Origin of the sequence: Pseudomonas sp. B21-036 (assembly GCF_024748925.1) — a bacterium.
Classification (GTDB): domain Bacteria; phylum Pseudomonadota; class Gammaproteobacteria; order Pseudomonadales; family Pseudomonadaceae; genus Aquipseudomonas; species Aquipseudomonas palmensis.
Map to the genome: position 1 here is coordinate 3670116 of NZ_CP087178.1, position 24122 is coordinate 3694237.

Genomic DNA, 24122 nt, shown 5'->3' on the forward strand with positions numbered 1-24122 from the left:
CGGCATGGCCGGGCATCGCCAGCAAGGCTGGCTCCTACACCCTTGCCACGGCTTACTCGGCTTGCACGTAAGCCGCCGGTTTGTCGGCCACCCGATTGCGCTTCACGAAATAGGCCACCACCACCAGCACCGTGGTGGCCGCGATGAACCACAGTTGCAGGCGCGATGCCGGGTCGATGGCCTGGCTGCCGATCACGGCGAGCAGCGCAAGCAGTGCCACGACGTTGGCATAAGGGAAGAACCAGGCGCGGAAGGCCTTGGGGTCGACCGGTTCGTGACGGGTTTTCAGGCGCATGGCCAGGTGGGCAATGATGATGAAGATCCACACGATCATCACGAAGGTGCCGCTGCTCTTGGCCAGGGTCATGAACAGGTCGCCGCCGCTGAGAAAGTGCACGGTCAGAATCGTCAGGCAGATGCACAGGCTGAGCAGCAAGGCATTGAGCGGCACGCCCTTGGCCGTGGTGTGCGAGAACAGCTTGGGCGCATGCCCACGCTGGCTCAGGGAGAACAGCATGCGCGAGTTGGAGAACATGAACGAGTTCATCACCGACATGAACGAGACGAACAGCACGATCTTCATCGCCACCGCCGCGCCGCCGAACCCGGCCAGGGTGAACAGCGACACATAGGGCGACGCCAGGTTGGCCTTGTCGGTCCACGGCAGGCACAGGATCAGGATCGACACCGAGCCCACGTAGAACAGCATCACGCGCAGGATCACGCTCTTGATCGCGCGGATCACGTTGCGGCGCGGGTTCTCGGACTCGCCAGCCGCCACGGCGGCGATTTCACTGCCGCCCAGCGAGAAGATCACCACGATCACCCCCGCCATCACCGGCGACAGGCCATTGGGCATGAAGCCGTCGTGCGCGGTCAGGTTCACCAGGCCAGGGGACGGGATGTCGCTGTGCAGGCCGAGCAGTATCGACACGCCCAGCAGCATGAAGATGAGGATGGTGGCGACCTTCAGCGCGGCCAGCCAGTACTCCACTTCGGCGAACGACTTCACCGAGTAGGCGTTGCTCGCCATCAGGGTCACCAACATGATGAACGCGCCCGCCCAGATCGGCAGCCAGGGCAGAAAATCATGCAGGATGGCGCCCAGCAGCACGGCCTCCAGGGTGATCGTCATCATCGACTTGAACCAGTACAGCCAGCCGACGGTAAAGCCGGCCCACTCGCCCAGGTACATGTTGGCGTAGGTGGAGAACGACCCCGCATCGGGGGTGCGGCAGGCCATCTCGCCAAGCATGAACATCACCAGGGTGACCACGATGCCGCCGATGAAATACGACAGGATCGCGGCGGGGCCGGCCGACGCGATCAGCGAGCCGGAGCCCATGAAAAGCCCAGCCCCAATCACGCCCCCCAGCGCGATCATGGTGATGTGACGTTGCTTCAGGCTCTGCTTGAGACTGTTGGATTGCATTTCCTTTACCTCTCTTATTATTGGGAGAAGACGGCAACGTTCTGCAGCGAGATGACGCGTCACGCTTGCAGATTGCCGCTCCTCACGCAGGCATCGTCATGTGCCTGCGCCGCACGCTTCAGCCTTTTTCAGGCAATGGCTATCAGGGTGGCACCTTGGACGGCAAGGCCGGCCACCTCAAGCGATTTCTGCGCACAACATCCTGCATTTTTTTCCTGAGGGGCTGCAGCGGGTTTGTGGTAGGCGGCGAGCGAGTGGGCCCTGACGGTCATGTGCCGGCAGGGCTCGCAACTATCGGATAAATAAAACTTTATTCACCCGGTTATTACTTGATAACTTCACCTGCGGTGAAGCGGTTGATAACGTTTTAAGTCTCGCGCCCTAAGTAGTACGACTCTCGACCCGGCTCCCCTTCTTTGGTATTCCCCCACCGCGGCTTGCTTGACACACAAGTACCGCCCTCGTAATGCTTGCCCCGCAAAACCCCACGATGAATAACAACAATAACAATTGAACAAGGAGTTCGCCGATGCTTGGCTACTATGCGCAATACAGTAGTGTGTACATCACCACCCTGATGATCGTGACCACGCTGTTCTTCGCCCTGCCGATCTTCATTGCGCCACTCACCTGGGCGCGCCTGATGCAATGGACCATCCCGGAACATACCCACCTGGCCATCTATTTCGGCCGCTGCCTGGGCGCGTTCATTCTGGTGGTTGAAGTGGCCATGTTGCGCTCGGCCACCACCGGCACCAGTTTCAGTTATGCCTTCGACATACTCTTCGTGGTATTCACCCTGATGTTTGTGGTGCATGTCTATGGCGCGATAAAACGTATTCAGCCTATTACCGAAACACTGGAAATCGGCTTCTGGATGATTCTGTTCGTATTGAACATGCTGTTCTACCCCACCACCAGCATTACCCTTTAATACCTGACCCAGCCACTTGAAGGCTGACGCCACCGCGGCGTCGGCCTCTGTGTGCCTGCCCGTCGCCTGTCAACTTTTATTCAGGAATTGAAGATGCTCGATACCGAGGAAGCCCGTTCGCACGCCGCCTTGATGGATCTGGTGCGTCAACTGCTGGAGCAGGCGACCGGTGTCGAGGCCCACACCCTGTACAACGATGCGCCCTTCCACGAGATCGGCCTCACGTCGCTGGCCATCCTGAATTTCAACGAGCTGATCCAGCCCCTCTTCGCCGACCTGAACAAGACCCTGCTGTTCGACTGCCGCTGCATCCGCGACGTTGCCACGCACCTGCTGCGCGAGCATCCGCAGGCCAGCGCCAGCTACCTGCAGGGCCGCCCGCCCAGCCCGCCCCCACCAGCCGCAGGCGTCGAGGCCTGGCCCTCGATTGCCCCCCTGGCGCCGTGCAACGAGGAGCCCGCTGGCGATATCGCCATTGTCGGCCTGCATGGCCGCTTCCCCGGTGCCGACGACCTGGATGCGCTGTGGCGCAACCTGCTGGCGGGTGTCGACTCGGTGAGCGAGATACCCGCCGAGCGCTGGCCGCTGGACGGTTTTTTCGCCGCGGGCACCGACGCCCGCAGCAGCGGCCTGAGCTATGCCAAATGGGGCGGTTTTCTACCCGATATCGATCGGTTCGATGCGCAGTTCTTCGCCATCGCCCCGCGTGAAGCCGCCTGCCTCGACCCGCAGGAGCGGCTGTTTCTCGAATGCGCCTGGCATGCCCTGGAAGACAGCGGCCACCTGGGCGAGCGCGGCCAGTTGTTGCGCGGCGCCCAGGGTGCGCTGGATGTCGGCGTGTTCGTCGGGATCACCAGCAACACCTACCCCCTGCTCGGCCCTGCCCTGTGGCAGGCCGGGCAACCGGCGATCCCCAGTGGCCTGCCGTGGTCGGTGGCCAACCGGGTATCGTTCGCCCTGGACTTGTGCGGGCCGAGCCTGGCCATCGACACCGCCTGCTCGTCATCGCTCACGGCATTGCACAGCGCCATCGACAGCCTGCGCAAGGGCGAGTGCCGGGCAGCGCTGGTAGGTGCGGTCAACCTCTACACCCACCCCGCCAAGTACGTGCAGTTGTGCCAGCAGCACATGCTCTCGCCCACCGGACGTTGCCATGCGTTCGGCAGCGAGGCGGACGGCTTCGTGCCCGGTGAAGGGGTTGCGGCCGTGGTGCTCAAGCCGCTCGAGGTGGCCCGGCGCGACGGCGACCGGATACTGGCAGTGATCAAGGGCAGTGCGATCAACCACAGCGGGCGCACCAACGGCTACACCGTGCCCAGCGCCGGTGCCCAGGCCGCGCTGATCGAGCGGGCGCTGGCCGATGCCAGGGTACCGGCCGCCAGCATCAGCTACATCGAAGCCCACGGCACCGGCACGCGCCTGGGCGACCCCATCGAGTTGCAAGGGCTCAGGCAGGCACTGGGCGGGCAACACTCGGCGACCTGCCATGTCGGCTCGATCAAGGCCAATTTCGGCCACCTGGAAGCGGCCGCCGGCATGGCCGGGCTGAGCAAGGTGGTGCTCCAGTTGCAGCACCGGCGCCTGGCGCCGTCGCTGCATGCCAGGGTGCTGAACCCCGACGCCGGGCTCGAGCACAGCCACCTGCAGATCGTCCACGACACGCGCGATTGGACCAGCGACAACGGCCCGCGCCGCGCCGGCATCAGCTCGTTCGGCGCTGGCGGCGCCAATGCCCATGTGATTGTCGAACAGGCCCCCGAACCCACACCGTCGAGCGCCAGCACGGGCCCGGCGGTGTACCCGCTGTCGGCGCGCAGCCAAGCGCAAGTGCGCGAACAGGCCACCGCCCTGCTGGCCTGGTTGCAACGCCACCCCGACGCATCGGCCAACCAGCTCGCCTACACCCTGCAATGCTGCCGCCCGGCGTTCGACCATCGCTTCGCGCTGGTAGCTGCCGACTTGACGCAGTTGCAGGCTGGCCTGGAGCGCTTCGTGCAATCGATGCCGGGGGGCTATCAGGGCCGGCTGCTGCCCGGCACACCAACGCGCGAGCTGAGCGCCAGCGCCCCCGATGAACTGGCAGCGGCCTGGGTAGACGGCACGCTCGCCCGCTGGGGCCGCTTCTGGCCGCAGCCGCCCAGCCCACTGGCCGCGCCGCTCTACCCCTTTGCCAGGGACCGCTACTGGGTGCCGCGTGTGGAGTCGGCCGCGCCCCACGCCAGCACCCAGCTGCACCTGGATGCCGGCCAGTTCTTTCTGCGCGACCATGTGGTGCAGGGCCAGCCGGTGCTGCCCGCCGCCGCCTACATCGACTTGTGCTGCAACCAGGCGCGCCGCCACGGCCTGGACCTGCCGCTGACCCTGCACAAGCTGACCTGGGCCAGCCCGATCCGCGTCGAGCCCGGCCAGCAGCGCAGCATCGAATGCCGCAGCGAACGCACCCACGACGGTGTGCGCCTGGCGTTCCAGCCGCTGCCGGCCAGTGACCCCACCCCGAGCTTTCGTGGCGAGTGCCGCGCCGTGCAGGTGCCCGCCGACAGCCTGCCAAGCCTGGCGCAGGTGCGCAGCGAGTGCACCCGGCCGCTGGCCCTCGACGCGCTGTACCCCACCCTCGAGCGCCTGGGCATCGCCTACGGCCCCACCCTGCGCTGCATTGCCGGCGCGTGGCTGGGCGAGCAACAGGCGCTTACCGAACTGCACTGGCGCCCCGAGCAGCGCCCGGGCGAACCGCTGAGCACGCTGGACCCGGCGTTGCTCGATGCGGTGCTGCAAAGCGCCTTCGTCACCGCCGCCCAGGGCAATGCACAGATCGACACCACCTTCGTGCCCTACGCCTGCCAGGCCCTGCACGGCTACCGGCCCTTGACCGAGCGCTGCTTCGTGCACGTGCGCCCGCGTGCTGCCCAGGGCAGCCAGATGCGCCTGTACGACTTCCGGGTGTTCGATGCAGACGGCCAGGTGCTGATGGACATCGAGGCCTTTGCCTTTCGCGAGTACCGCGTCGACCCCGAGCATGCCGTGCATCTGCTCGAACCCTACTGGCAGCACCAGCCCGCCACCCCGGCCGCGCCCGGGCCGATGCCCACCACACTGCTGCTGTGCGACGACCCGCAAGCCTTCGCCCAGTTACCCTCGCAACTGCGTGACGCCGCCTGGCGACTGGTACCCGCGCAGCAGTTCCACTACACCTCACCACGCACCGTCGAGGCCGACCTGGGCGATGCGCGCCACATCGACCTGTTGCTGCGCCTGCTGACCAGCCAGCAGCAGGTACCCGCACGCCTGCTGATCGACCTGCGCAGCACCGGCAGCCAGGACGCCGGCCTGGGCGAAGGGCTGGACGCCGCCCTGGCCACCGCAGACCTGCTGCGCCACCTGTGCCAGGGCCAGAGCACCCCCGCGCTGCATACCCGGATCGTACTGCACCCCGGCCCTGTCAGTGCCCTTGAAGGGCTGCTGCGCTCGGTGGTGCAGGAGATCCCCAGCCTGAGCGCCAACCTGATCGAAACCAGCCACCAGCCCGGCAGCGCAGAGCGTGAAGCGCTGGCGCACGAACTGCTTGCGGCTGCGCAGCCCGGTGTCAACCGGGTATCGCTGTGCGAAGGGCAACGCCGCGTGGCGAGCCTGCGCTTTGTCACCCCGGGTGCCGGCACAGCGCCGACGCAACTGAGCGCCGGCGATGTGCTGGTGATCAGCGGCGGGCTGGGGGCCGTCGGCCGTGCACTGGGTGAAGCGCTGGCGAGCCTCGGCGGCCTGCGCCTGGCCGTGCTGGGCCGTCGCGCCCTCGATGCAGACGCTGCCCGATGGCTGCAGCGCCTCACGCACCTGGGCGCCGACGATGCCGCCTACTGGCAGGCCGACTGCGCCGATGCCGACTCGTTGCACGCTGCCCTGGCCAGCATTCGCCAGCGCTATGGCGCCTGCCACGGGGTGATTCACTGTGCCGGGGTTCTGCAGGACGGGTTCTTCCTGCGGCAACCTGCCCAGGAGCGCGCCAGCGTACTCCAGGGCAAGACCCTGGCCGCCCGCCATCTGGATGCAGCCACCGCCGATGACCCGCTGAAACTGTTCATGGTGTGCTCGTCGCTGGCCGGGGTGTACGGCAATGTCGGGCAGAGCGCCTACGCGCTGGCCAACGCCTGGCTCGACCGCTTCGTGCAGGCCCGCCAGCAGCGCTGTGCCAGCGGCCAGCGCCAGGGCCGCTCGCTGTCGATTGCCTGGCCACTGTGGCAGACCGACAACGGCATGCAGGCCCCGGCGCCGGTGCGCCAATGGCTGGCTCGCCATGGCCTGGCCCTGTTGCCGAGCGATCAGGGGGTGGCCACGTTCCTGCGCTGCCTCGCCTTGGCGCAAGCGGTGTTGATCCCGGTGTGCGGCAAGCGCGACGCGGTTGCGCGGTTGTTCGGCATCGAGGCGCCGCCTGCGACGCCTGTGCAGGTCGCGCCGCAGGCGGCCAGCGACGCGCCCTGCCTGCTCGACTACCTCACCCGTCAACTGGCCGAGGTGACGGCCACACCGCTGGACAAGGTCGACCCCGACACCTCGCTGGAGGTATTCGGCCTGGACTCGATCCTGGTGATGGAACTCAACGGCCGGCTTGAACAGCACTTCCCCACCCTGTCGAAGACCGTGCTGTTCGAAGTGCGCAGCCTGCGCGAGCTGGCCGCCCTGCTCGGCGACGAGCACCCGGCCGAAGTCGCCCGGCTGGCACCGGGCCCCGTGGTGGTCGAGCCGCCAGCACCCGCGCTGTCGGTGGTCACGCAGGGCACTGCCGACACCCAACGCCAGGACATCGCGATCATCGGCCTGGCCGGGCGCTACCCCGGCGCACGCGATGCCCAGGCGCTGTGGCAGCACCTGGCGGCCGGCGATGACCTGATCAGCGAAGTGACCTCGCGCTGGGAGCAACCGGGCGGCGACGACCAGCTGTATGCACGCTGGGGCGGCCTGGTGGATGATTTCGACTGCTTCGACCCGCTGTTCTTCGGCATCTCGCCGCGCGACGCCGAGCGCATGGACCCGCAGGAGCGCCTGTTTCTGCAAACCGCCTGGCATGCCGTGGAAGACGCCGGCTACACCCCGCAGAGCCTGTGCGGGCCGCGCCAGCCGGGCGTGGAGCGACGCCGCGTGGGGGTGGTCGCGGGGGTGATGTACGGCGAGTACCAGTTCTATGGTGCGTCGAGCTGGCCCGCGCGGCCGGCGACCCTGACCAACTCCTCGTATGCCTCGATCGCCAACCGCGTGTCGTTCTGCCTGGACCTTGAAGGCCCCTCGTTCGCCGTCGACAGCATGTGTTCGTCGTCGCTCACCAGCCTGCACCTGGCCTGCGACCTGATTCGCAGCGGCAGTTGCGAGCTGGCCCTGGCCGGCGGGGTGAACCTGTCACTGCACCCGTACAAGTACCGCATGCTGTGCGAGCTGAACTTCGCCTCCACCCAGGGCCAGTGCCGCAGCTTCGGTGCCGGCGGCGACGGCTATGTGCCGGGTGAAGGCGTGGGCGTGGTGCTGCTCAAGCCGCTGGCCCAGGCCCTGCGCGACGGCGACCACGTGTACGGGGTGATCCGTGGCAGCGAGCTCAACCATGGCGGGCGCACCTCGGGCTATACCGTGCCCAACGCCGAAGCGCAGGCCCAGGTGATCGGCCGCGCCCTGCAGCGCTCGGGCCTGCCCGCCGCCAGGCTGGGCTATATCGAGGCCCACGGCACCGGCACCAGCCTGGGCGACCCGATCGAGATCCGTGGCCTGGGCAAGGCCCTGGCCGCCCAGGTACCCAGCGAGTGGCGCTGCCCCATCGGCTCGATCAAGGCCAATATCGGCCACCTGGAATCGGCCGCCGGCATGGCCGCGTTGACCAAGGTGCTGCTGCAGTTCAAGCACCGGCAACTGGCGCCGTCCATCCATGCCCAGCCGCTGAACCCGAACATCGATTTCAGCAACACGCCCTTCGTGGTGCAGCAGCGCCTGGCCGACTGGCCGGACCCTGCGGATGGCCTGCCCCGGGTGGCCGCCATCAGTTCGTTCGGGGCCGGCGGCGCCAATGCCCATGTGCTGATCGAGGACGCCCCGCTGCAAGCGCCACCCGCACCCACCGGCCCCCAGGCCTTTGTATTCAGCGCGCACAGCGCCGGGCAACTGCGCAGCTACCTGCAGCGCTTTGTCGACTGCCTGGAGCATGAACACGCCCTGGCACCGCAGCACCCCGAGCACTACCTGGGCCTGCGCTGCTTCACCACGCGGGACGTCGCCAGCACCCTGCTGCACGGGCGCCAGGCGTTCGAGCAAGCACGGTTGGCCGTGGTGGCCGACGACTTCGACGCGCTTCGCCGGCAGTTGAGCGAATGGTTGATGAACCCGCCGGGCGACGACGCACGGGTGCTGCTCAGTGGCCCGGCCCCTGCGCCCGAGTGTGCGGCGCTGGCCCGCACCTGGCTCGATGCGCACCTGCCCGCGACGCCGCCAGCGGCGACCCAGGCGTGGCGAAAGGTGCCGCTGCCCGGCTATGAGTTCTTGCGTCGTCGCTACTGGATCAGTACGCCGCCCACGGTGAGCAGCCCACCGCTGCCGGCGCCACCGCACGCTGCGCCCGCGGTGACGCCACAAGACATTCTCGACCGCCTGGCCCGCCGGGAAATCAGCCAGCAACAGGCCCGCGACCTGCTGCGTTCGATGCTCTGAATTCGCCTGTTTCCACCTTCAAGGGAGTGATGCAATGCAGCAGCCGACTATCGCCATCATCGGCGCCGGGGCCAGTGGCCTGGGCGTGGCAAAGGCCCTCGGCGAAGTGGGCCTGGCCTTCGAGATCATCGAGGCCACCGCGCGTTTCGGCGGCAACTGGCAGCCCGACGGCCCGGCCTCGAAAATGTATGAAGCGGTGCACCTGATCAGCTCCAAGCGCAACACCCAGTTCGCCGACTTCCCGATGCCCGAGCACTACCCGGACTACCCGCGGCACACCCAGGTGTTCGACTACCTGACGCAACTGGCCGAGCATTGCCAGCTGCAGCAGCACACCCGCTTCAACACCCGCGTCACCCACATGGACAAGACCGCCGACGGCTGGCTGCTGAGCTTCGACGACGGGCGCCAGGCCCGCTACGAGGCGGTGGTGGTATGCAACGGCCTGCTCGGCACGCCCAAGGTTCCGCAGTACCCCGGCACCTTCAGCGGGCAGACCCTGCATGCCAGCGCGTACCGCAGCTCGGCACAGTTTCGCGGCAAGCGCGTGCTGGTGGTGGGTGGCGGCAACTCCGGTTGCGACATTGCCGTGGACGCCGCGCAAACCGCCAGCCTGGCGCTGCACTCGACCCGGCGCGGCTACCACTACATGCCCAAGTTCATCGATGGCCAGCCGACCCAGGAATGGCTGATGGACCAGGCGCCGAAATTTGCCGACGAGGACCAATACTGGGCGCACGTGGAGCGCAGCTTCAAGTTCGCCGGCTATGACGGGCGCGACTATGGCCTGCCCGCACCGGACCACGGCATTCGCGAATGCCACCCCATTCTCAACTCGCAGATTCTCTACTACATCGGCCATGGCGATGTGCAGGCCAAGCCCGACATCAGCCATTTCGACGGCCAGCAGGTGCACTTTTGCGACGCCAGCGTAGCCACCATCGACCTGATCGTATGGGCCACCGGCTACGGCATCGACCTGCCGTTTCTGCCGCTGCAGACCTTCGACTGGCAGCGCGATTTCGACTCGCTGTTTTTGCGCATGCTGCCGGCCGAGTACGACGACCTGGTGTTCGTCGGCTACCTCAACACGCCGTCGGGCATCGGCAACCTGGCCAACATGACCGGGCGCTTCGTGGCCGCCTACCTGCAGGCCCGTGCCTTGCGCAGCCCGGCCTGGCACACCGTGCAGCAGATCAAGCGTCAGCCGCAGCTGCTCGACCTGGGCCAGCAGCGCTTCATGCAGACCCAGCGCCACGCCCACGAAGTGGACCTGTGGAAGTTCATCCGGGCCGTGAACTTTCTGACCGCGCGGCTGCAGCCCTCGCCACCCTTGGCGCGTAGCGCCTGACCATCGACGACACGCCGGGGAACCGACCATGAACCAACCGACCCACCTGCCCCTGACGGGCGACCCGGATGCCGGCGCGCTGAGTGCGCGCCAGGCGCTGCTGCTGCTCGACAGCCTGGATGCCGGCGCCGCGCCGCCGCTGGAGCAGCGCCTGCTGGAGGACCTGCGCGATCTGCTGCTGGGCGTGCTGAAGATCGACCCGGCGGACTTTTCGCCCACGCGTGCATTGATGGACTATGGCCTGGACTCCATCGCCTCCACCGAAATCGGCACGCTGTTCACCCAGCGCTTCGGCATCAGCGTGCCACCGACGGTGTTCTTCGAATTCCAGAACCTGCAGAGTTTCTGCGGCTACCTGCTGGCCAACCATCACGGGCAGTTGCTCGAGCATTACAGCGACAGTGCGCCCTTGCCCGCCCCCGCACCGGTTGTGGCTGCGGCGCCACCGATGGCGCAGGTGGTTGCGCCCGTGGCTGCCGGCGCAGTGGCCACACCCGCTACGCAAGGCCCCTTGAGCATCGAGGCGCTGTGGCAACGCTATGAGCACCTCGCCCCCGCTGCCCCGGCGGTGGTCCAGGGCACGCAAGCGAGCAACGAGTACGAGCCCAGCCAGGCCCTGCTCGACGAACAGCTCAGCCTGTGCCAGCAGGCCACGCGGGTGCAGATCCACCGACCCGGCGCGCCGCGCCTGGAATGCGCGACCTATGGCAGCGGCACGCCGGTGCTGATGCTGGGCGGGCTGGTGATGCAGTACGACGTGATGTGGCGCCTGCAACTGCAGGCGCTGGGGCGCGGGCACCGGTTGATCATGCTGCACCTGCCCGGCTGCGGCGAGGCCGAGCTGCCGCCTGCGTTCGACATTGCGCACCTGGTGGCCGATATCGTGGTGCTGCTGGATCAGCTGGGTATCGACCAACCGCTGCCGGTGATCGGCTATTCGTTCGGCGGCGTGCTGGCCCAGGCCTTTGCCCTGGCCCACCCGCACCGCTGCGCAGGGCTGTGCATCAGCGTCAGTTCGCCGTTCAGCGAAGGCGCGTCGAACTTCCCGGTACTGATGGGCGAGCTGCAGAAAAGCCCGCGCTTCATGACCCTCAACCGCGGCTGGAACATGGCAGCGCTACCGGCCTACCAGCAGGTGATCGGCGACTTCGACCTGCGCCCGCAGTTGGGCAACCTGCACTGCCCGTGCAGGATCATCTGCGCCAGCGACGATGCCTATCAGCCGCCGGCCTATTCGGCGCTGATCGCCAACGCCGTGCCGCATGCCGAACTGATCGAGGTGCAAGGCGCCGGGCACCTGCTGGGCTTTACCCATCACCAACGCTACAACCAGTTGCTGCTGGAGTTCCTGCACAACCTGCCAACCCCCGAAGGCCCGGCCCGGCACCCCGTGCCCCCGGTGTTTCAGCCGGCCACCGCGCACACCCTGCAGACGCTGGAAGACTACGTGCGCCAGGGCGAACAGGGCCACTGCGCGATCCTGTCGGCGCCCGCCGCGCAGACCGCCCTGCTGCTCAATCACCTGGCCAAGCGCGGCAAGCGCGAGCCTGCCGATTACCGCAGCTACTTCATGACTTCGCTGGAGGAAGCCCTGGATGCGGCCCTGCGCCTGGCCCGCCACCATGCACGCAACCGCACCCCCGACGGCCAGGGCGAACTGCTGCTAATCGACGACAGCGGCTACTGGGCACGCTACTTCAACCCGCTGCAGCGCGCCGATGCCAGTGCACTGGTACCCGGCATCCGGGTGGTGGCGAGCCTTGCCCAGGCGCTGGCCTACCAGCGCCAGCATGGGCCCGAGCAACTGGCGGCGGTGGCCTGCATCCAGGCCGCCGACGCCAACGCCGAGGCCTGCGATGCCTGGCTGCGCGAGCTGGCCGGCAGCGGCATTCTCAGCCTGGTGGTGGAGCCTGCCCGGCAGGCCGGGCACTGGCCGTTGCTGGCGTTGTGCGAAAGCCCCGACCTGATCGTGCTGGGCGAGGGCCTGAGCGGGTTCCAGGCGCCGCTGGGCGCCTGCCTGGTACATGAACGGGTGAAGAACCCGTGGCTGATGACGCCCAACGAAAGCTATGTACGCCATGTGATGAGCAACTTCGGCCTGCCGTTCAAGCTGGCCTTCGAACACCTGATGGCGCAGTTCGCCGCCGGGCTGAGCGTGGATGAACAACGCGAACTGCGCCGCATCGCCAGCAGCAGCGAAGCGACCTACCAGGCGCACCTGTGCTACGGCAACCGCGGTTACGCGAAGATCGCCCGCATGCACGGCTTCGATGGGCGCTTCCACGAGGCTCGCGGGGTGCGCTCACGGCTGATGCACGATGGCGAACCCTCGCGGGAAATCATCGACTGCTTCGTCAACGTGGGCACCTGCCCGCGCGGCCTCAACCCGCTGGATGTGATCGAGCAGGTCGCGCGCCAGCACGACACCCGGCGTGACTACTGGGGCGAGCTGCAAGGCCTGCTGCAGCACAACACCGGCCTGCCGATGGCGCTGCCGGCCTCCAGCAACGTCACCGCCGTGGAGGCCGCGCTGACCCTCGGCCTGCTGGCGGCCAGGGGCGAGCGTCACAAACTGCTGTGTTTCAGCGGCGGGCTGGGGTTCTCGATGCTCAGCGCCGCGGCCTCGCACACGCTGGGCTTCGATATCTTCCGCGCGCCGTTCGAGCCACTGCATGCGCATACCGTGTTCATCGACCCGCTGGCCGAAGACGCCGAGGCGCAGTTGCAGGGCCACCTGCTGAGCGGCGAAATCGCCCTGGTGTGGTTCGAGACGATCCAGGTCGATGCCAATGCCTCGCGCCCGGTGCCGCCCCACCTGATCGCGATGATCGAGCGCCATCGCGACGCCGGCGGCTACCTGGTGGGCATCGACGAAACCCAGACCAACCTGATGACCGGGCGCTTGCTGCACAGCCAGGCACAGGTGCCGCAGCCGGATATCGTGGCACTGGGCAGCGCGCTGTGCGACAGCCTGCTGCCGATGGGCGTGGTGCTGTGCAGCGAGGCCGTGACCCAGGCTGGCGCCCAGCGACAACCGCAGCGCGTGGCCGACCTGCAGGGGCGCGGCATCAGCCAGCTGAGCGCGCACCTGGCGCTGAACTGCCTGCAGGCACTGGAGCGCGAGGGTGCGCTGGCCCATGCGCGAACGCAGGGGGAGTACTTCCACCAGCGCCTGCTGGAGCTGCAACGGGCGTTCCCGCTGATTCGCGCGGTGCGCGCCGAGGGCCTGCTGCTGACGGTGGAGCTGGAGCTGGCCGGCACCCCGGCGTTTGTCGAGCGCAGCTTCGGCTACCTGCTGTGGGGCAGCCTGCTGCGCGACCCCGAAGGCGGGGTGGCGGCAGCCGTGTGCCCGATCCACAACCACTGCCTGCGCTACCTGCCGCCGCTGAACATCGACCGCGACAGCATCGACCTGATGGTCGCCAACCTGCGCCGGGCCCTGGCCCGGGGCGTGGACGGCGTGCTGCAGGACTGCGCCGAACACAACCGGCACCTTGGCGATACGCGCACTGCGCAGTTTCTGTCGAGCCTCACCCACCCTAAAAAAAAGGACCCAACCTGTGACTGAGCACACTCGCGTCAACTCGCCAAGCCACGCCGCACCGGGTGCGGCCGCCATTCGCCCGCTGACCGGGCCAGGCCCCAGGGTGTGCATCGTCGGCGCCGGGGTCGGCGGCCTGTCGATGGCCCGCGCGCTCAAGCGCAAGCACATTGCCTTCGACTGCTTCGACAAGCGCGACCGCATCGGCGGTATCTGGGCCTTCGACCACACGGGCGAGCACACCTCGGTGTGGCACAGCATGAACATGAACACGCCCAAGGGCCTGTACCAGTTCAGCGACTTCCCCATGCCGTCGCATTACCCGGACTTCCCCTCGCACCGCCAGGTGCATGCGTACCTGGACAGCTTCGTCGAGCACTTCGCGCTGCGCGACAGCATTCACCTGGAGTGCCCGGTGCAGCACACCGAGCGCCTGGCCGACGGCACCTGGCGGGTGACCCTGGGCTCGGGCGAAGTACGCCACTACGACGCGCTGGTGGTCGCCAACGGGCACCACAACACGCCCAACCTGCCGGACTACGCAGCCACTGCCCGGATCGACAGCATCCACTCCAAGCACTATCGCTATCGCCACCCCTACCAGGACAAGACCGTGATGGTGGTGGGCGTGGGCAACAGCGGCGCGCAGATTGCCGTGGACGTGAGCCACGATGCACGCATGACCTACCTGTCGCTGCGCCGTGGGGTGTACGTGCTGCCGCACTACCTGTTCGGCATTCGCGTGGACAAGGTGATGGGCCCACTCAACGACTGGTGGGTGAAGAAGCTTCTGCCCTACCCGCTGACAGGGCTGATGTTCACCGGCCTGTACAAGCTGCTGATCGCCAAGCGCAAGCAACTGGGCATGCCCAAGCCCGACCACCTGATGATGTCGAGCCTGCCGACGCTGTCGGAGAACTTCGCCAACCGCGTGGGCGACGGCAAGCTCAAGGTGGTGCCGCAGGTGCAGCGCATCGACGGCAACACCGTGCACTTCGTGGATGGCAGCAGCCTGGAAGTGGACGCGGTGATCTACGCCACAGGCTATCACACCGACTTCCCGTTCTTGCCCCAGAGCCTGTTGCAGATCGAGGAAAACCGCATTCCGCTGTACCAGCGGATCTTTTTGCCCGAGGTGCCGAACCTTGCCTTCATCGGCGTGTTCCAGGCCGTGACCTGGGGCTTTCTGGACATGATGGAGCGCCAGGCCGAGGTGGCCGCCGACTACTTTGCCGGTGCGTACCAGCGCCCCGGTGCCGAGGCCGAGCGCGCGCACATTGCCGCCGAGCGCAAGGTGATCGAGCGCGAGTTCCTGGCCACCCCACGCAACAACTACGAGATGCACGGCCCCACCTACCTGCACTACCTGGCCAAGGAGCTGCGCCAGGGCCGCGAGCGGGCCCAGGCCGGCAATCGCCAGAGCCCGTTGCTGAGCATCGCCCACACCTATGACGCCAGCAGCGCCGCACACCACGTCCAAGAGCGGGAGCCGGTCTCATGCCCGTCGTGACGCCGGTCGCCGTGGTCGGCATGAGCGCTCGCCTGCCGGGGGCGCCAGACCTGCGCGCGTTCTGGCAGCTGTTGCGCGAAGGCCGCGATGCGGTCGGCCAGGTGCCGGCCGAGCGCTGGAACTGGCGCGACCACGACAGCGCGCTGAACCCCGGGGAAGAGACCACCTACTGCCAGCGCGGCGGCTTCATGCCCTGGGTCGACCGCTTCGACGGGCGCTTTTTCGGCATTCTGCCCCGCGAAGCGCAAGGCATGGACCCGCAGCAACGGCTGTTCTTGCAGGCGGCCTGGGCGGCGCTGGAAGATGCCGGCTACGCGCCGGGCCAGCTGGCCAAACGGCGGGTGGGGGTGTTCGTGGGCGTGGGCCATGCCGACTACCCCACGCTGATGCGCCGCGACGGCGTGCCCAGTGATGCCTGGCGCGGCACCGGCATTGCGCTGACGGCCATCGCCAACCGGGTGTCGTACTGCCTGGACCTGCACGGCCCCAGCGAGGCCATCGACACCGCCTGCTCCAGCTCGCTGGTGGCACTGCACCGTGCCCGGCAGGCACTGCAGGACGGTGAATGCGAGCTGGCGATCGTGGGCGGGGTCAACCTGCTGCTGGGGCCGGAGCTGTTCATCGCCTTCGGCAAGGCCGGCATGCTCAGCCATGCCGGACATTGCCAGACCTTCGCTGCCAGTGCCGACGGCTATGTACGCGGCGAAGGGGTGGCCGCGCTGGTGCTTGCGCCGCTGGCGGCAGCCCAGGCCAACGGCGACTTCATCTACGGCCAGGTGTGCGCCAGCGCGCAGAACCACGGCGGCCGTGCCCACAGTTTTACCGCGCCCAACCCCAAGGCGCAGACCGAGGTGATCACCCGGGCCTGGCAGCAAAGCGGCCATTGCCCCAGCCAGGCGCGGATGATCGAGACCCACGGCACCGGCACGCCGCTGGGTGACCCGATTGAAATCAATGCGCTGAAGAACGCCCTGCCCACGACCGAGGCCGGCACGCCCATCGCACTGGGCGCGCTCAAGAGCCAGATCGGCCACCTGGAAGCCGCGGCCGGGATTGCCTCGGTGATCAAGAGCCTGCTGTGCCTGCAGCATCGCCAGGTGGTGGGCAACCTGCACCATGACGCGCTCAACCCGCAGATCGAGCTGGCGGGCAGCCCGTTCTATCTGCCCGATGCCACGCATTCCATGGGCGAACAGGATGCACCGCTGCTGGCCGGGGTGAGTGCGTTCGGGTTTGGCGGGGTGAATGCGCATGTGGTGCTCAAGGCTGCCGACAGGGGGAGCGACAGCCCTGGCGTGCCCGACGGCCAGCCGTATCTGGTGCTGCTGTCGGCCAAGGATGAAGACGGCCTGCGCGCCCGTGCGCGGCAGTTGCTGGCGGCCTTTGGCGAGCCCTTGCCCGATGCCGGCGGCGCGCTGCGCCAGGCGCTGGACGAACGTCTGCGCGACCTGCTGGGGCTGATGCCAGGCAACGGTGTGGCCACCCGGCTTGCCGAGCTGAAGGTGGACGCCGAGGATTTTGTAGGTTGCCTGGAGCAGGCGCTGGACGCCCTGCAACTGGACGTACCCATCGATGCATGGCGCGGTGCGGTAAGCCTTGAAGAGGTGGTGGAGCGGCTGGTGGGCGAAGCGGCGGTGCAGCCTGAAGAGGCGGCACGGCTGGAGAGCTTGAATGCGTTGCCGGGCGACCTGTCGGCCAGCCTTGCGGCCATCGCCCGCAGCCTGCAGGAGGGGCGCGATGCGATGGTGCGGCGGCTGGCGGTGGTGGTCGATAGCCGCGAGGCGTTGTTCGAACAGCTGCGGGCGTATCTGGGGTCGTCTGATTGCCCCTCGGATACCCGGTGGCACAGCGCTGATGGGCTGACCGGCAAACCGGCGCCGGAGGCAGGCAGTGGCCGGGCCGACCGTGCACTGCTCGAGCAATGGGCTGCGCATTGGGTGGCCGGCAAAGTGCCGAGCCCGGGCTGGGCCACGCTGTATGGCGACGAACCGCGGCCACACAAGTATCCCTTGCCGGCCTACCCTTGGCGGCTGGAGCGGGTGTGGTACAGCGCAGCCGTCGCAGCACCTGCGCCGGCCACGCCGGCACAGGCGTGGCTCGACTGCTGGGCGCCTGGCGCGGCGCTGCCGGGTTCATGCATGGCGCTGGCCGCCCTGGTGGACCATGTGGCCCAGCCAAGCAGCGTGCTGCACTGGAACGATGTGTGCTTTGGCCCGCCGGTTGCCCTTGCGGCAAGCGACACACTGCACTTTACCCGCGCCCCACGGCATTGGCAGGTGAGTGTGGGCGGGCAGGTGCTGCTGCAGGTCGAGACCGTGGCTGCGGTTGCTGCCCCGCCCGTGTTGCAGGCGTTGCCCGTCACGGCAGAGGGTGTGCAGGCGACACTGCCCCAGGGGCTGGACGGCTACCGGCTGTGGGCTGCGCTGTTGACCCACCTGAGCACGGCGGCGGGCACCAGCCTGCCCTATCGCGTTCGCACGCTGACGCTTGATCCCCAGGCGTTGCGAGACGCGCGGCAGCTGAGTGTCGAGCGCCAGGGCATGACCTTCGATGTGGCCCTGTGCACGGCCGATGGCCGCTGCGCACTGCGCCTGGCGGGCATGCAGATGCGCGCCTTCGACCTTGTGCGCCAGCAGGTGAGCGCATGAAGGCGTGGCTGTTTCAGGGCCAGGGCAGCCAGCGCAAGGGCATGGGCGCGGCGTTGTTCGCGCGTTTTCCGGCGCTGGTGGCCGAAGCCGATGCTGTGCTGGGTTACTCGATCGAGCGTCTGTGCCTGGAAGACCCCGAGCAGCAGTTGAACCTCACCACCTTCACCCAGCCGGCCATCTATGTGGTGTCGTGGCTTGGCTACCTGGCGGCACGTGAGGATGGCGCCGTTGCCAGCGTTGCGGCCGGGCACAGCGTGGGTGAGTACGCGGCGCTGACCGCTGCCGGCGCGCTGGACTTCAGCCTGGGCCTGCGCATCGTCATCGAGCGGGCGCGGTTGATGGCCCAGGTGCAGGGCGGCGGGCTGGTGGCGGTGCTGGGCCAGGACCGGCAGCGGGTGCAGGCGCTACTGGACGAACGGCCGGATGCAGGCCTGGCCATCGCCAATATCAACAGCCCCACACAGATCATCGTAGGGGGCACGCTGGCAGCCCTTGAACAGTTGCTGGAGCACTGCACAGCGCGGGGGATTCGGGCCATTGCGCTGAAGGTGAGCGGGCCCTTTCATACCGAGCACATGGCCGCTGTGGAGCAACCGTTTCGGGAGTTTCTGCAACGCATGAGCGGAGCGTTTCGCGAACCGGCATTCCCGGTGATCGCCAACGTGCACGCGCGCCCGCATACCCGCGACGGGCTGGTGGAGGCACTGTCCACACACCTGACCCACCCGGTGCAATGGCAGCAGGTGATCGAGCGGATGCTGGCCGAGGGCGTCGAGGATTTTGTCGAGATCGGCCAGCCTGCGATTCTGGGTGGGATGCTCAAGGCTATTCGTGAGCAGCCTGCCATTGAGCGGTCGAATGCCCCTGCGCGCCCTGTGCTGGTGATTGCGCCTGACGCCCCCGCGCTGCTGAGCGAACTGGCGCGCCACGGGGCCATGGGGCTGATCGACAGTCACGGCCTGGACAAGAAACAGTTGAAGGCCCGTGTGTTGCGCCTGAATGCCGAGCCGCAGGTGGGCGGCCGTTTCGGTATCCGCCTGCATGGCCGCGCTGATCCGGCACTGATTGATTGGCTGGCGGACCAGACACTGGCCTGCATCGAGGTGCCGGCCCACTGGCAGCCCCTGCGTGAGCGCTGCCCTGGGGTGCGTTGGCAGGTGCGGGTCGAGTGCATCGATGAGCTGGAGGCTGACGCCGATGCGCTGGTGATTGCTGCCGATACACACCTGCCCCTGCTGCTGGCAGCGCTGGCCCGGCGCAAGCCTTGCGGGCCGAAGATCGGCGCCAGCGGCCTGATCGGCAGCCCTGCCAGCGCCCAGGCGATGTTCGATATGGGGGTGGATTTCGTGGTGTGCGGCAGCGTGTTTCTGCTGGGCAGCGAGGCCGGCCTGCCCGTCGAGCGTCAGCAGCAGCTTGCCGGCATGACACAGGCCGAGCATCGCCCGTTGACGGACTGGCGCTACCCCGAGTTCGCCAGCCGCACGCCCGGCTACGTGCTCGACAGCTTGCGCAACGAACAGGCCGAGGCGCTGCAGGCCTTCTACCTCAGCGACAGCGGCGGCGATCAGGCCGCGCTGCGCGACCGCCTTGGCGACGCTGCCAACCCCGCGACCCAAGCCACCTGCGCACGCCGCGCACTGCAGGCCCACATGCTCGCCGGCCTCAACCAATGGCAACAGCCGGGCGATGCCTCGCTGTGGCTGTTCAATCGCTGGCGCCGGCGCTGCCGGCCCGAGCTGCCCATTCCCATGCCCACGGAGCAATTGCTCAACCTGCTCTGCCCTCCCCTCTGCCCTTCAAGGACAACGCCATGACCCTGGTCGAGACGCTGCAAACGCGCATCAGCGAATTCATCTGCTGTGAAATGGACCTGCCGCCCGAGGACATCGACCTGGATACGCCCCTGGGTGCGTTCGGGCTCGGCTCGTTGGCGGGCATGAAACTGATCGGCAGCCTGGAGCAGCAGTTTGGCTTGCGCCTGTCGCCGACCCTGGTGTTCGAGCACCCGACCATCGCCGAATTGGCCCTCGCCATCGCGGCGATTGCCGCCCGTGGGGAGGCCGCGCATGTTTGACAAGAGCTGCCTGAGCCCACAGGAACTGGCCAGTGCAACCGGCCTGCTGGCGGTGCACGATAGCCTGGCGCTGCGCGCCTGGGTGCACCCGCACAAGGTGCTGTTCACCCTGCTCGACGACCAGGGGGAAGAACAGCAGCAGGTCAGCTACCAGCAGTTGCTGGGGCGGGCCAACGCCATCGCCCGCCAGTTGCAGGCCGTGAGTGAACCGGGTGATCGCGTGGCGCTGTTCTTCCCGCAGGGCCTGGACTTTATCGCAAGCTTTCTGGCCTGCCTGATTGCCGACCGCATCGCCGTCCCCGTCAACCTGCCGAACCGGCGCCGGGTGGAGCGTTGCCTGAGCATTCTGCATGACAGCGGCAGCCGCCTGCTGCTGGTGGCCGCAAGCGAACAGGCAATGCTGCAGCAGGCATTTGCCGGCACCCCGGCGGCGGCGCTGGCGATGCTGAGCCCTACCGACGATTGCGACGCACCGTTGGCGTTCGCCCGGCCTGCGGAGCGTGACCCGCAGCGCGTCGCCTTCTTGCAGTACACCTCCGGCTCCACCTCGGCGCCCAAGGGCGTGAGGGTGAGCCACGCCAACATCACCGCCAACCTGCGCATGATGCGCGACAGCTGGGCGCTGGACCACACCAGCGACTTCGTCACCTGGCAGCCGCACCACCATGACATGGGCCTGATACTCGGGCAGCTGCTGCCCATCGTGCTGGGCAACCACACGGTGATCATGGCGCCGGCGACCTTCGTGCGTCAGCCGCTGATCTGGTTGCAGGCCATTGCGCGGTACAAGGCGCGGTTGGCCGGGGGGCCGAACTTTGCCTACAACCTGGCGGTGGAGCGTTACGACGCCGAACGCCTGCAGGGCCTGGACCTGTCCCACTGGACCCACGCCCTCAACGGCGCCGACGTGGTACGCCCGGCAAGCCTTGCGCGCTTTGCGCAGCAGTATGCGGGGCATGGCTTCAGGGCCAGCGCGTTTGTGCCGTGCTATGGGCTGGCGGAGGCAACGCTGTTCGTGAGCGGCGGGCCGCAAGGGCGGCCGGTGTGCTCGGTGGTGGTGCCCGTGGATGCGGGGGCATCGCAGGAGCTGGTGGGGTGTGGCGAGCCTTCGTGGGAGGTGGAAATCGCAATCGTCGACCCGGCCAGCCGACAGCGCTGCACGCCTGGGCACATCGGCGAAATCTGGCTACGCGGGCCGAGCATTGCACAGGGCTATTGGCAGAACCCGGCGGCGACCGAGGCGGGTTTCAAAGCGCGGATCGACGATGGCAGCCCCCTGGATTACCTGCGCACCGGCGACCTGGGTTTTGTCGGCCCCGACGACCGCCAGCTGTACGTGTGTGGCCGGCTCAAGGACCTGATCATCTGCGAGGGCCGCAACCTGCACCCCGAAGACATCGAGTACACCGTGATCGAAGCCCTGGACGAGGTGCGCCCGCAGAGTTGCGCGGTGTTCAGCCACGACAACGAGCAGCAGCGCCAGACCCTGGTGGCGGCCATCGAACTGAACCGCGAGATCAAGCGCTGGCTGCAGGACAACCCGCGTCAGCTCAAGGCGGTGGTACGCAGCGCAGTGGTGGACCAGCACGGCATCACCCTCAACCGCATCGTGTTCGTGCAGCCCACCAGCATGCACAAGACCACCAGCGGCAAGATCCAGCGCGCGAAGATGCGCCAGCTGTACCTGGCGAGCGAGCTGGACCTGTTCGATGAAACCCGCTGAGCCGCTGGTGCAGTGGCTGGCAGACGCCGAAGCGCCGGTCAGCCTGGTCTGCTTTCACTGCGCGGGCGGCAGCGCGCAGAGCTTCTTTGCGTGGAAGCAGGCGGCGGCTGGGGTATGCGAGTTGTACGCTGTGGAACTGCCGGGGCGAAGCCGGCGCTTGCGCGAGCCGTTCGCCCGCTCGGTAACGGAGGTGGCCGCGGCGTTTGCCGAGCAGTGCCAGGCGTTGCCCGACAAGCCGCTGGTGCTGTTCGGGCACAGCCTGGGCGCCCTGCTCGCCTACGAGACTGCGCGGGTGTTGCTGGCGCAGGGGGTGCGCAAGCCCGTGCACCTGCTGGTGTCTTCTCGCCAGAGCCCGGACTGGCTGCCCGTGTGCGCTGGCCTGCCAGCACTCAATGACCAGGCCTTGCGCGATTACCTGGCGAACCTTGCCGGCACGCCACGGGAGGTGCTGGCGAACCAGGCGATGATGGACCTGGCGGTGCCGATACTGCAGGCCGACCTGGAGTTGATTCTGGGGTATCGCCACACGCATGTGCGCGGCCTGGACATCCCGGTGGATGCGTTTGGCGGTATGGGTGACGAGCAGGTGCGCTTTGAATCGCTGGGTTGTTGGCAGCGCGTGACCGAGGGTGGTTTCAGCTTGCGCATGATCGAGGGCGGGCACTTTGCGGTGATGCAGCAGCCGCAGGTGGTGATGGCGCGGGTGCGGGTGATCGGTGACGGCCTTGCAGCGGCCGAGGGGCAGCATCGGCGCCCTTCGCCCGCTGCTGTGCGGGGTGGCTAGTCGGTGAGCATGGCGTGAGCCACGTCCTCGACCAGGGCTTTTGACATGCCGCTGAGGCAGTGCGCGGCCCAGATCAGCGAGGTGTCCTGCTGGGTGCCGGCTTGCAGGGTGAGCCTATACACGCAGCTCATCAGCGCGGCGGCTTGCTCCAGCGCGAAATGCGCATTGTGGCCGGGTTGCACGCAGAACAGCCGGTCGGCGTTGGAGGCTGCTTCGCCTTCGCCGAAGGTGCCGACGCCGATGGTTTTGATCGCGTTTGTGGCGGGTGCAATCGAATCCTTGTCCATCCAAAATGCTCCTGCAGCGTTGCCAATTTCAGGAGGTGTGGGGGCTCTACAGGCGCCGCATAACCCTGTAGGAGCTGGCCTTGCCAGCGAATGCAGACACCGCCGTAGCCGAATGCACACCACAAAACCCTGTAGGAGCGGGCTTGACCCGCGAACGACCGCAACGCGGTCGCATAGCACCCAAGCCCCCTACTACCTCATCAGTGAACAGCCTGAACCCGACTCAACGCCACCTCCACCAACCCCCGCGCGTGTTCTATCTCATGCACGGCCGCCAGGCTGAGCATCTGCTGGGGGGCTTGGGAATGAAGTAGCACCGCGTGCTGCGACACGGTCTGTGCGCAGAGCAGGTATTCGGAGAGTTGGATGAGGATGTCTTCGAGGGATTGGGTGGCGTGGTGCGGTGGGTCTGGGACGATTTTCAGCATGGCTATCTCCAACACTGGTGGAGCCGCCACAGACCCGCTGTCAATCAGAAAGGTGGCAGCTGTACGCGGGTTGACAGACCGAGAGCATTGGAACCCGGCGCACACGAGTGTGCCCCACGCACAGCCGCCATAAAGCGACACACGCAGAACAATGCTCGTCGGCCTGTCAAAACCGGTCGTTGAATTGGCAACGACGGGGGGAGCCTAGTCGGCTGACAGAGCCGGCGCAATGGCTGGCGTGGGGCGGGAGTATGATTGGGAAAGAGGCTACAGGGAATAGGGGAAGGCTGAGGTTTGGATGTAACGGATTGCAAATCCGTTGTGAGAAATGCGCTTTAGCCAGGACTTTAGTTCGCTGGTTGATAGGCCAGGATCGCCTTCGCCAGTTGCATCTCGTCCTCAGTAGTTACCGTGCTTGCGGGCCGCAGCGCTGACAGGGCAGCTTGCAGCTCCACGCCCAGAATGGCGCCGTCGCTTGCCACGTAGGCCGCCGCGTCATTGCGGGCATCCACGATTTTTTTTTCCTGGCTTTTGCTGCTATTTCGGCTGCTGGCTTGCGCGTCCTCGGTCAGGGTCACGGGAAACAGCGTCACGGCCAGAGACGAGGTAACGATTACTCCGAGGAACGTGGGTTCTACGGCGCGTCCATCCCCCGCCAAGGCGGGCAGAGAGCAGGAAAAACCGAGCACTATTGCCGCTAGTAAATGACGCACCTACTCGCTCCATGCGTTAGAC

At 67.2% G+C, this 24122-nt stretch carries 14 protein-coding genes; 10 read left to right on the forward strand and 4 right to left on the reverse strand.

Translation table 11 applies throughout. The annotated features are described in order from the left end of the window. Positions 1-52: 52 nt before the first annotated feature. Complete coding sequence (locus LOY33_RS16485) at positions 53-1432, reverse strand: amino acid permease (protein ID WP_043861150.1); 1380 nt, start codon at positions 1430-1432, stop codon at positions 53-55. A gap of 529 nt (positions 1433-1961) precedes the next feature. Between LOY33_RS16485 and LOY33_RS16490 the strand changes: the two genes are divergently transcribed. From LOY33_RS16490 to LOY33_RS16535, 10 genes are all read left to right on the forward strand, one after another. Next, positions 1962-2366 (forward strand): hypothetical protein, encoded by a 405-nt coding sequence (locus tag LOY33_RS16490; RefSeq protein ID WP_043861149.1) that lies wholly within the window; start codon positions 1962-1964, stop codon positions 2364-2366. A 93-nt stretch (positions 2367-2459) separates the two neighbouring features. After that, positions 2460-9041, forward strand: a complete 6582-nt coding sequence (locus LOY33_RS16495; protein ID WP_258659408.1) for an SDR family NAD(P)-dependent oxidoreductase — start codon at positions 2460-2462, stop codon at positions 9039-9041. Between the two features lie 34 nt (positions 9042-9075). Then, entirely contained in the window at positions 9076-10392 is a 1317-nt protein-coding gene (locus tag LOY33_RS16500; protein WP_258659409.1) for an NAD(P)/FAD-dependent oxidoreductase, read from the forward strand. Positions 10393-10420: 28 nt separating this feature from the next. Next, positions 10421-13960 (forward strand): alpha/beta fold hydrolase, encoded by a 3540-nt coding sequence (locus LOY33_RS16505; RefSeq protein WP_258659410.1) that lies wholly within the window; start codon positions 10421-10423, stop codon positions 13958-13960. Next, complete coding sequence (locus LOY33_RS16510; RefSeq protein WP_258659411.1) at positions 13953-15443, forward strand: NAD(P)/FAD-dependent oxidoreductase; 1491 nt, start codon at positions 13953-13955, stop codon at positions 15441-15443. The genes LOY33_RS16505 and LOY33_RS16510 overlap by 8 nt, the downstream gene beginning before the upstream one ends. Then, positions 15431-18091, forward strand: coding sequence for a beta-ketoacyl synthase N-terminal-like domain-containing protein (locus tag LOY33_RS16515; protein WP_258659412.1), 2661 nt, complete (start codon positions 15431-15433; stop codon positions 18089-18091). The genes LOY33_RS16510 and LOY33_RS16515 overlap by 13 nt, the downstream gene beginning before the upstream one ends. Continuing rightward, on the forward strand, positions 18088-19905 hold the full coding sequence (gene fabD / locus LOY33_RS16520) for an ACP S-malonyltransferase (RefSeq protein WP_258659413.1): 1818 nt from the start codon (positions 18088-18090) through the stop codon (positions 19903-19905). The genes LOY33_RS16515 and fabD overlap by 4 nt, the downstream gene beginning before the upstream one ends. Further along, positions 19902-20165: an acyl carrier protein gene (locus LOY33_RS16525; protein WP_043860793.1), complete on the forward strand. Its 264-nt coding sequence runs from the start codon at positions 19902-19904 to the stop codon at positions 20163-20165. Before fabD ends, LOY33_RS16525 begins: the two co-directional genes overlap by 4 nt. Then, positions 20158-21888, forward strand: a complete 1731-nt coding sequence (locus tag LOY33_RS16530) for a fatty acyl-AMP ligase (RefSeq protein ID WP_123752379.1) — start codon at positions 20158-20160, stop codon at positions 21886-21888. Before LOY33_RS16525 ends, LOY33_RS16530 begins: the two co-directional genes overlap by 8 nt. Continuing rightward, entirely contained in the window at positions 21875-22672 is a 798-nt protein-coding gene (locus LOY33_RS16535; RefSeq protein ID WP_236176648.1) for a thioesterase II family protein, read from the forward strand. The genes LOY33_RS16530 and LOY33_RS16535 overlap by 14 nt, the downstream gene beginning before the upstream one ends. Here LOY33_RS16535 and LOY33_RS16540 read toward each other — a convergent pair. The 3 genes from LOY33_RS16540 to LOY33_RS16550 form a co-directional block, all read right to left on the reverse strand. Next, complete coding sequence (locus LOY33_RS16540) at positions 22669-22959, reverse strand: DUF3077 domain-containing protein (protein ID WP_258659414.1); 291 nt, start codon at positions 22957-22959, stop codon at positions 22669-22671. The genes LOY33_RS16535 and LOY33_RS16540 overlap by 4 nt on opposite strands. 200 nt (positions 22960-23159) lie before the next feature. Next, positions 23160-23387: a hypothetical protein gene (locus tag LOY33_RS16545; protein ID WP_054915177.1), complete on the reverse strand. Its 228-nt coding sequence runs from the start codon at positions 23385-23387 to the stop codon at positions 23160-23162. Positions 23388-23734: 347 nt separating this feature from the next. After that, positions 23735-24100 (reverse strand): DUF2388 domain-containing protein, encoded by a 366-nt coding sequence (locus tag LOY33_RS16550; RefSeq protein WP_258659415.1) that lies wholly within the window; start codon positions 24098-24100, stop codon positions 23735-23737. Positions 24101-24122 lie beyond the last annotated feature (22 nt).

What these genes read in the sequence shown, in the direction of transcription:
- LOY33_RS16485 (WP_043861150.1), bottom strand. Translation starts at nt 1,432, where the DNA reads ATGCAATCCAACAGTCTCAAGCAGAGCCTGAAGCAACGTCACATCACC.
- LOY33_RS16490 (WP_043861149.1), top strand. Translation starts at nt 1,962, where the DNA reads ATGCTTGGCTACTATGCGCAATACAGTAGTGTGTACATCACCACCCTG.
- LOY33_RS16495 (WP_258659408.1), top strand. Translation starts at nt 2,460, where the DNA reads ATGCTCGATACCGAGGAAGCCCGTTCGCACGCCGCCTTGATGGATCTG.
- LOY33_RS16500 (WP_258659409.1), top strand. Translation starts at nt 9,076, where the DNA reads ATGCAGCAGCCGACTATCGCCATCATCGGCGCCGGGGCCAGTGGCCTG.
- LOY33_RS16505 (WP_258659410.1), top strand. Translation starts at nt 10,421, where the DNA reads ATGAACCAACCGACCCACCTGCCCCTGACGGGCGACCCGGATGCCGGC.
- LOY33_RS16515 (WP_258659412.1), top strand. Translation starts at nt 15,431, where the DNA reads ATGCCCGTCGTGACGCCGGTCGCCGTGGTCGGCATGAGCGCTCGCCTG.
- fabD (WP_258659413.1), top strand. Translation starts at nt 18,088, where the DNA reads ATGAAGGCGTGGCTGTTTCAGGGCCAGGGCAGCCAGCGCAAGGGCATG.
- LOY33_RS16525 (WP_043860793.1), top strand. Translation starts at nt 19,902, where the DNA reads ATGACCCTGGTCGAGACGCTGCAAACGCGCATCAGCGAATTCATCTGC.
- LOY33_RS16530 (WP_123752379.1), top strand. Translation starts at nt 20,158, where the DNA reads ATGTTTGACAAGAGCTGCCTGAGCCCACAGGAACTGGCCAGTGCAACC.
- LOY33_RS16535 (WP_236176648.1), top strand. Translation starts at nt 21,875, where the DNA reads ATGAAACCCGCTGAGCCGCTGGTGCAGTGGCTGGCAGACGCCGAAGCG.
- LOY33_RS16540 (WP_258659414.1), bottom strand. Translation starts at nt 22,959, where the DNA reads ATGGACAAGGATTCGATTGCACCCGCCACAAACGCGATCAAAACCATC.
- LOY33_RS16545 (WP_054915177.1), bottom strand. Translation starts at nt 23,387, where the DNA reads ATGCTGAAAATCGTCCCAGACCCACCGCACCACGCCACCCAATCCCTC.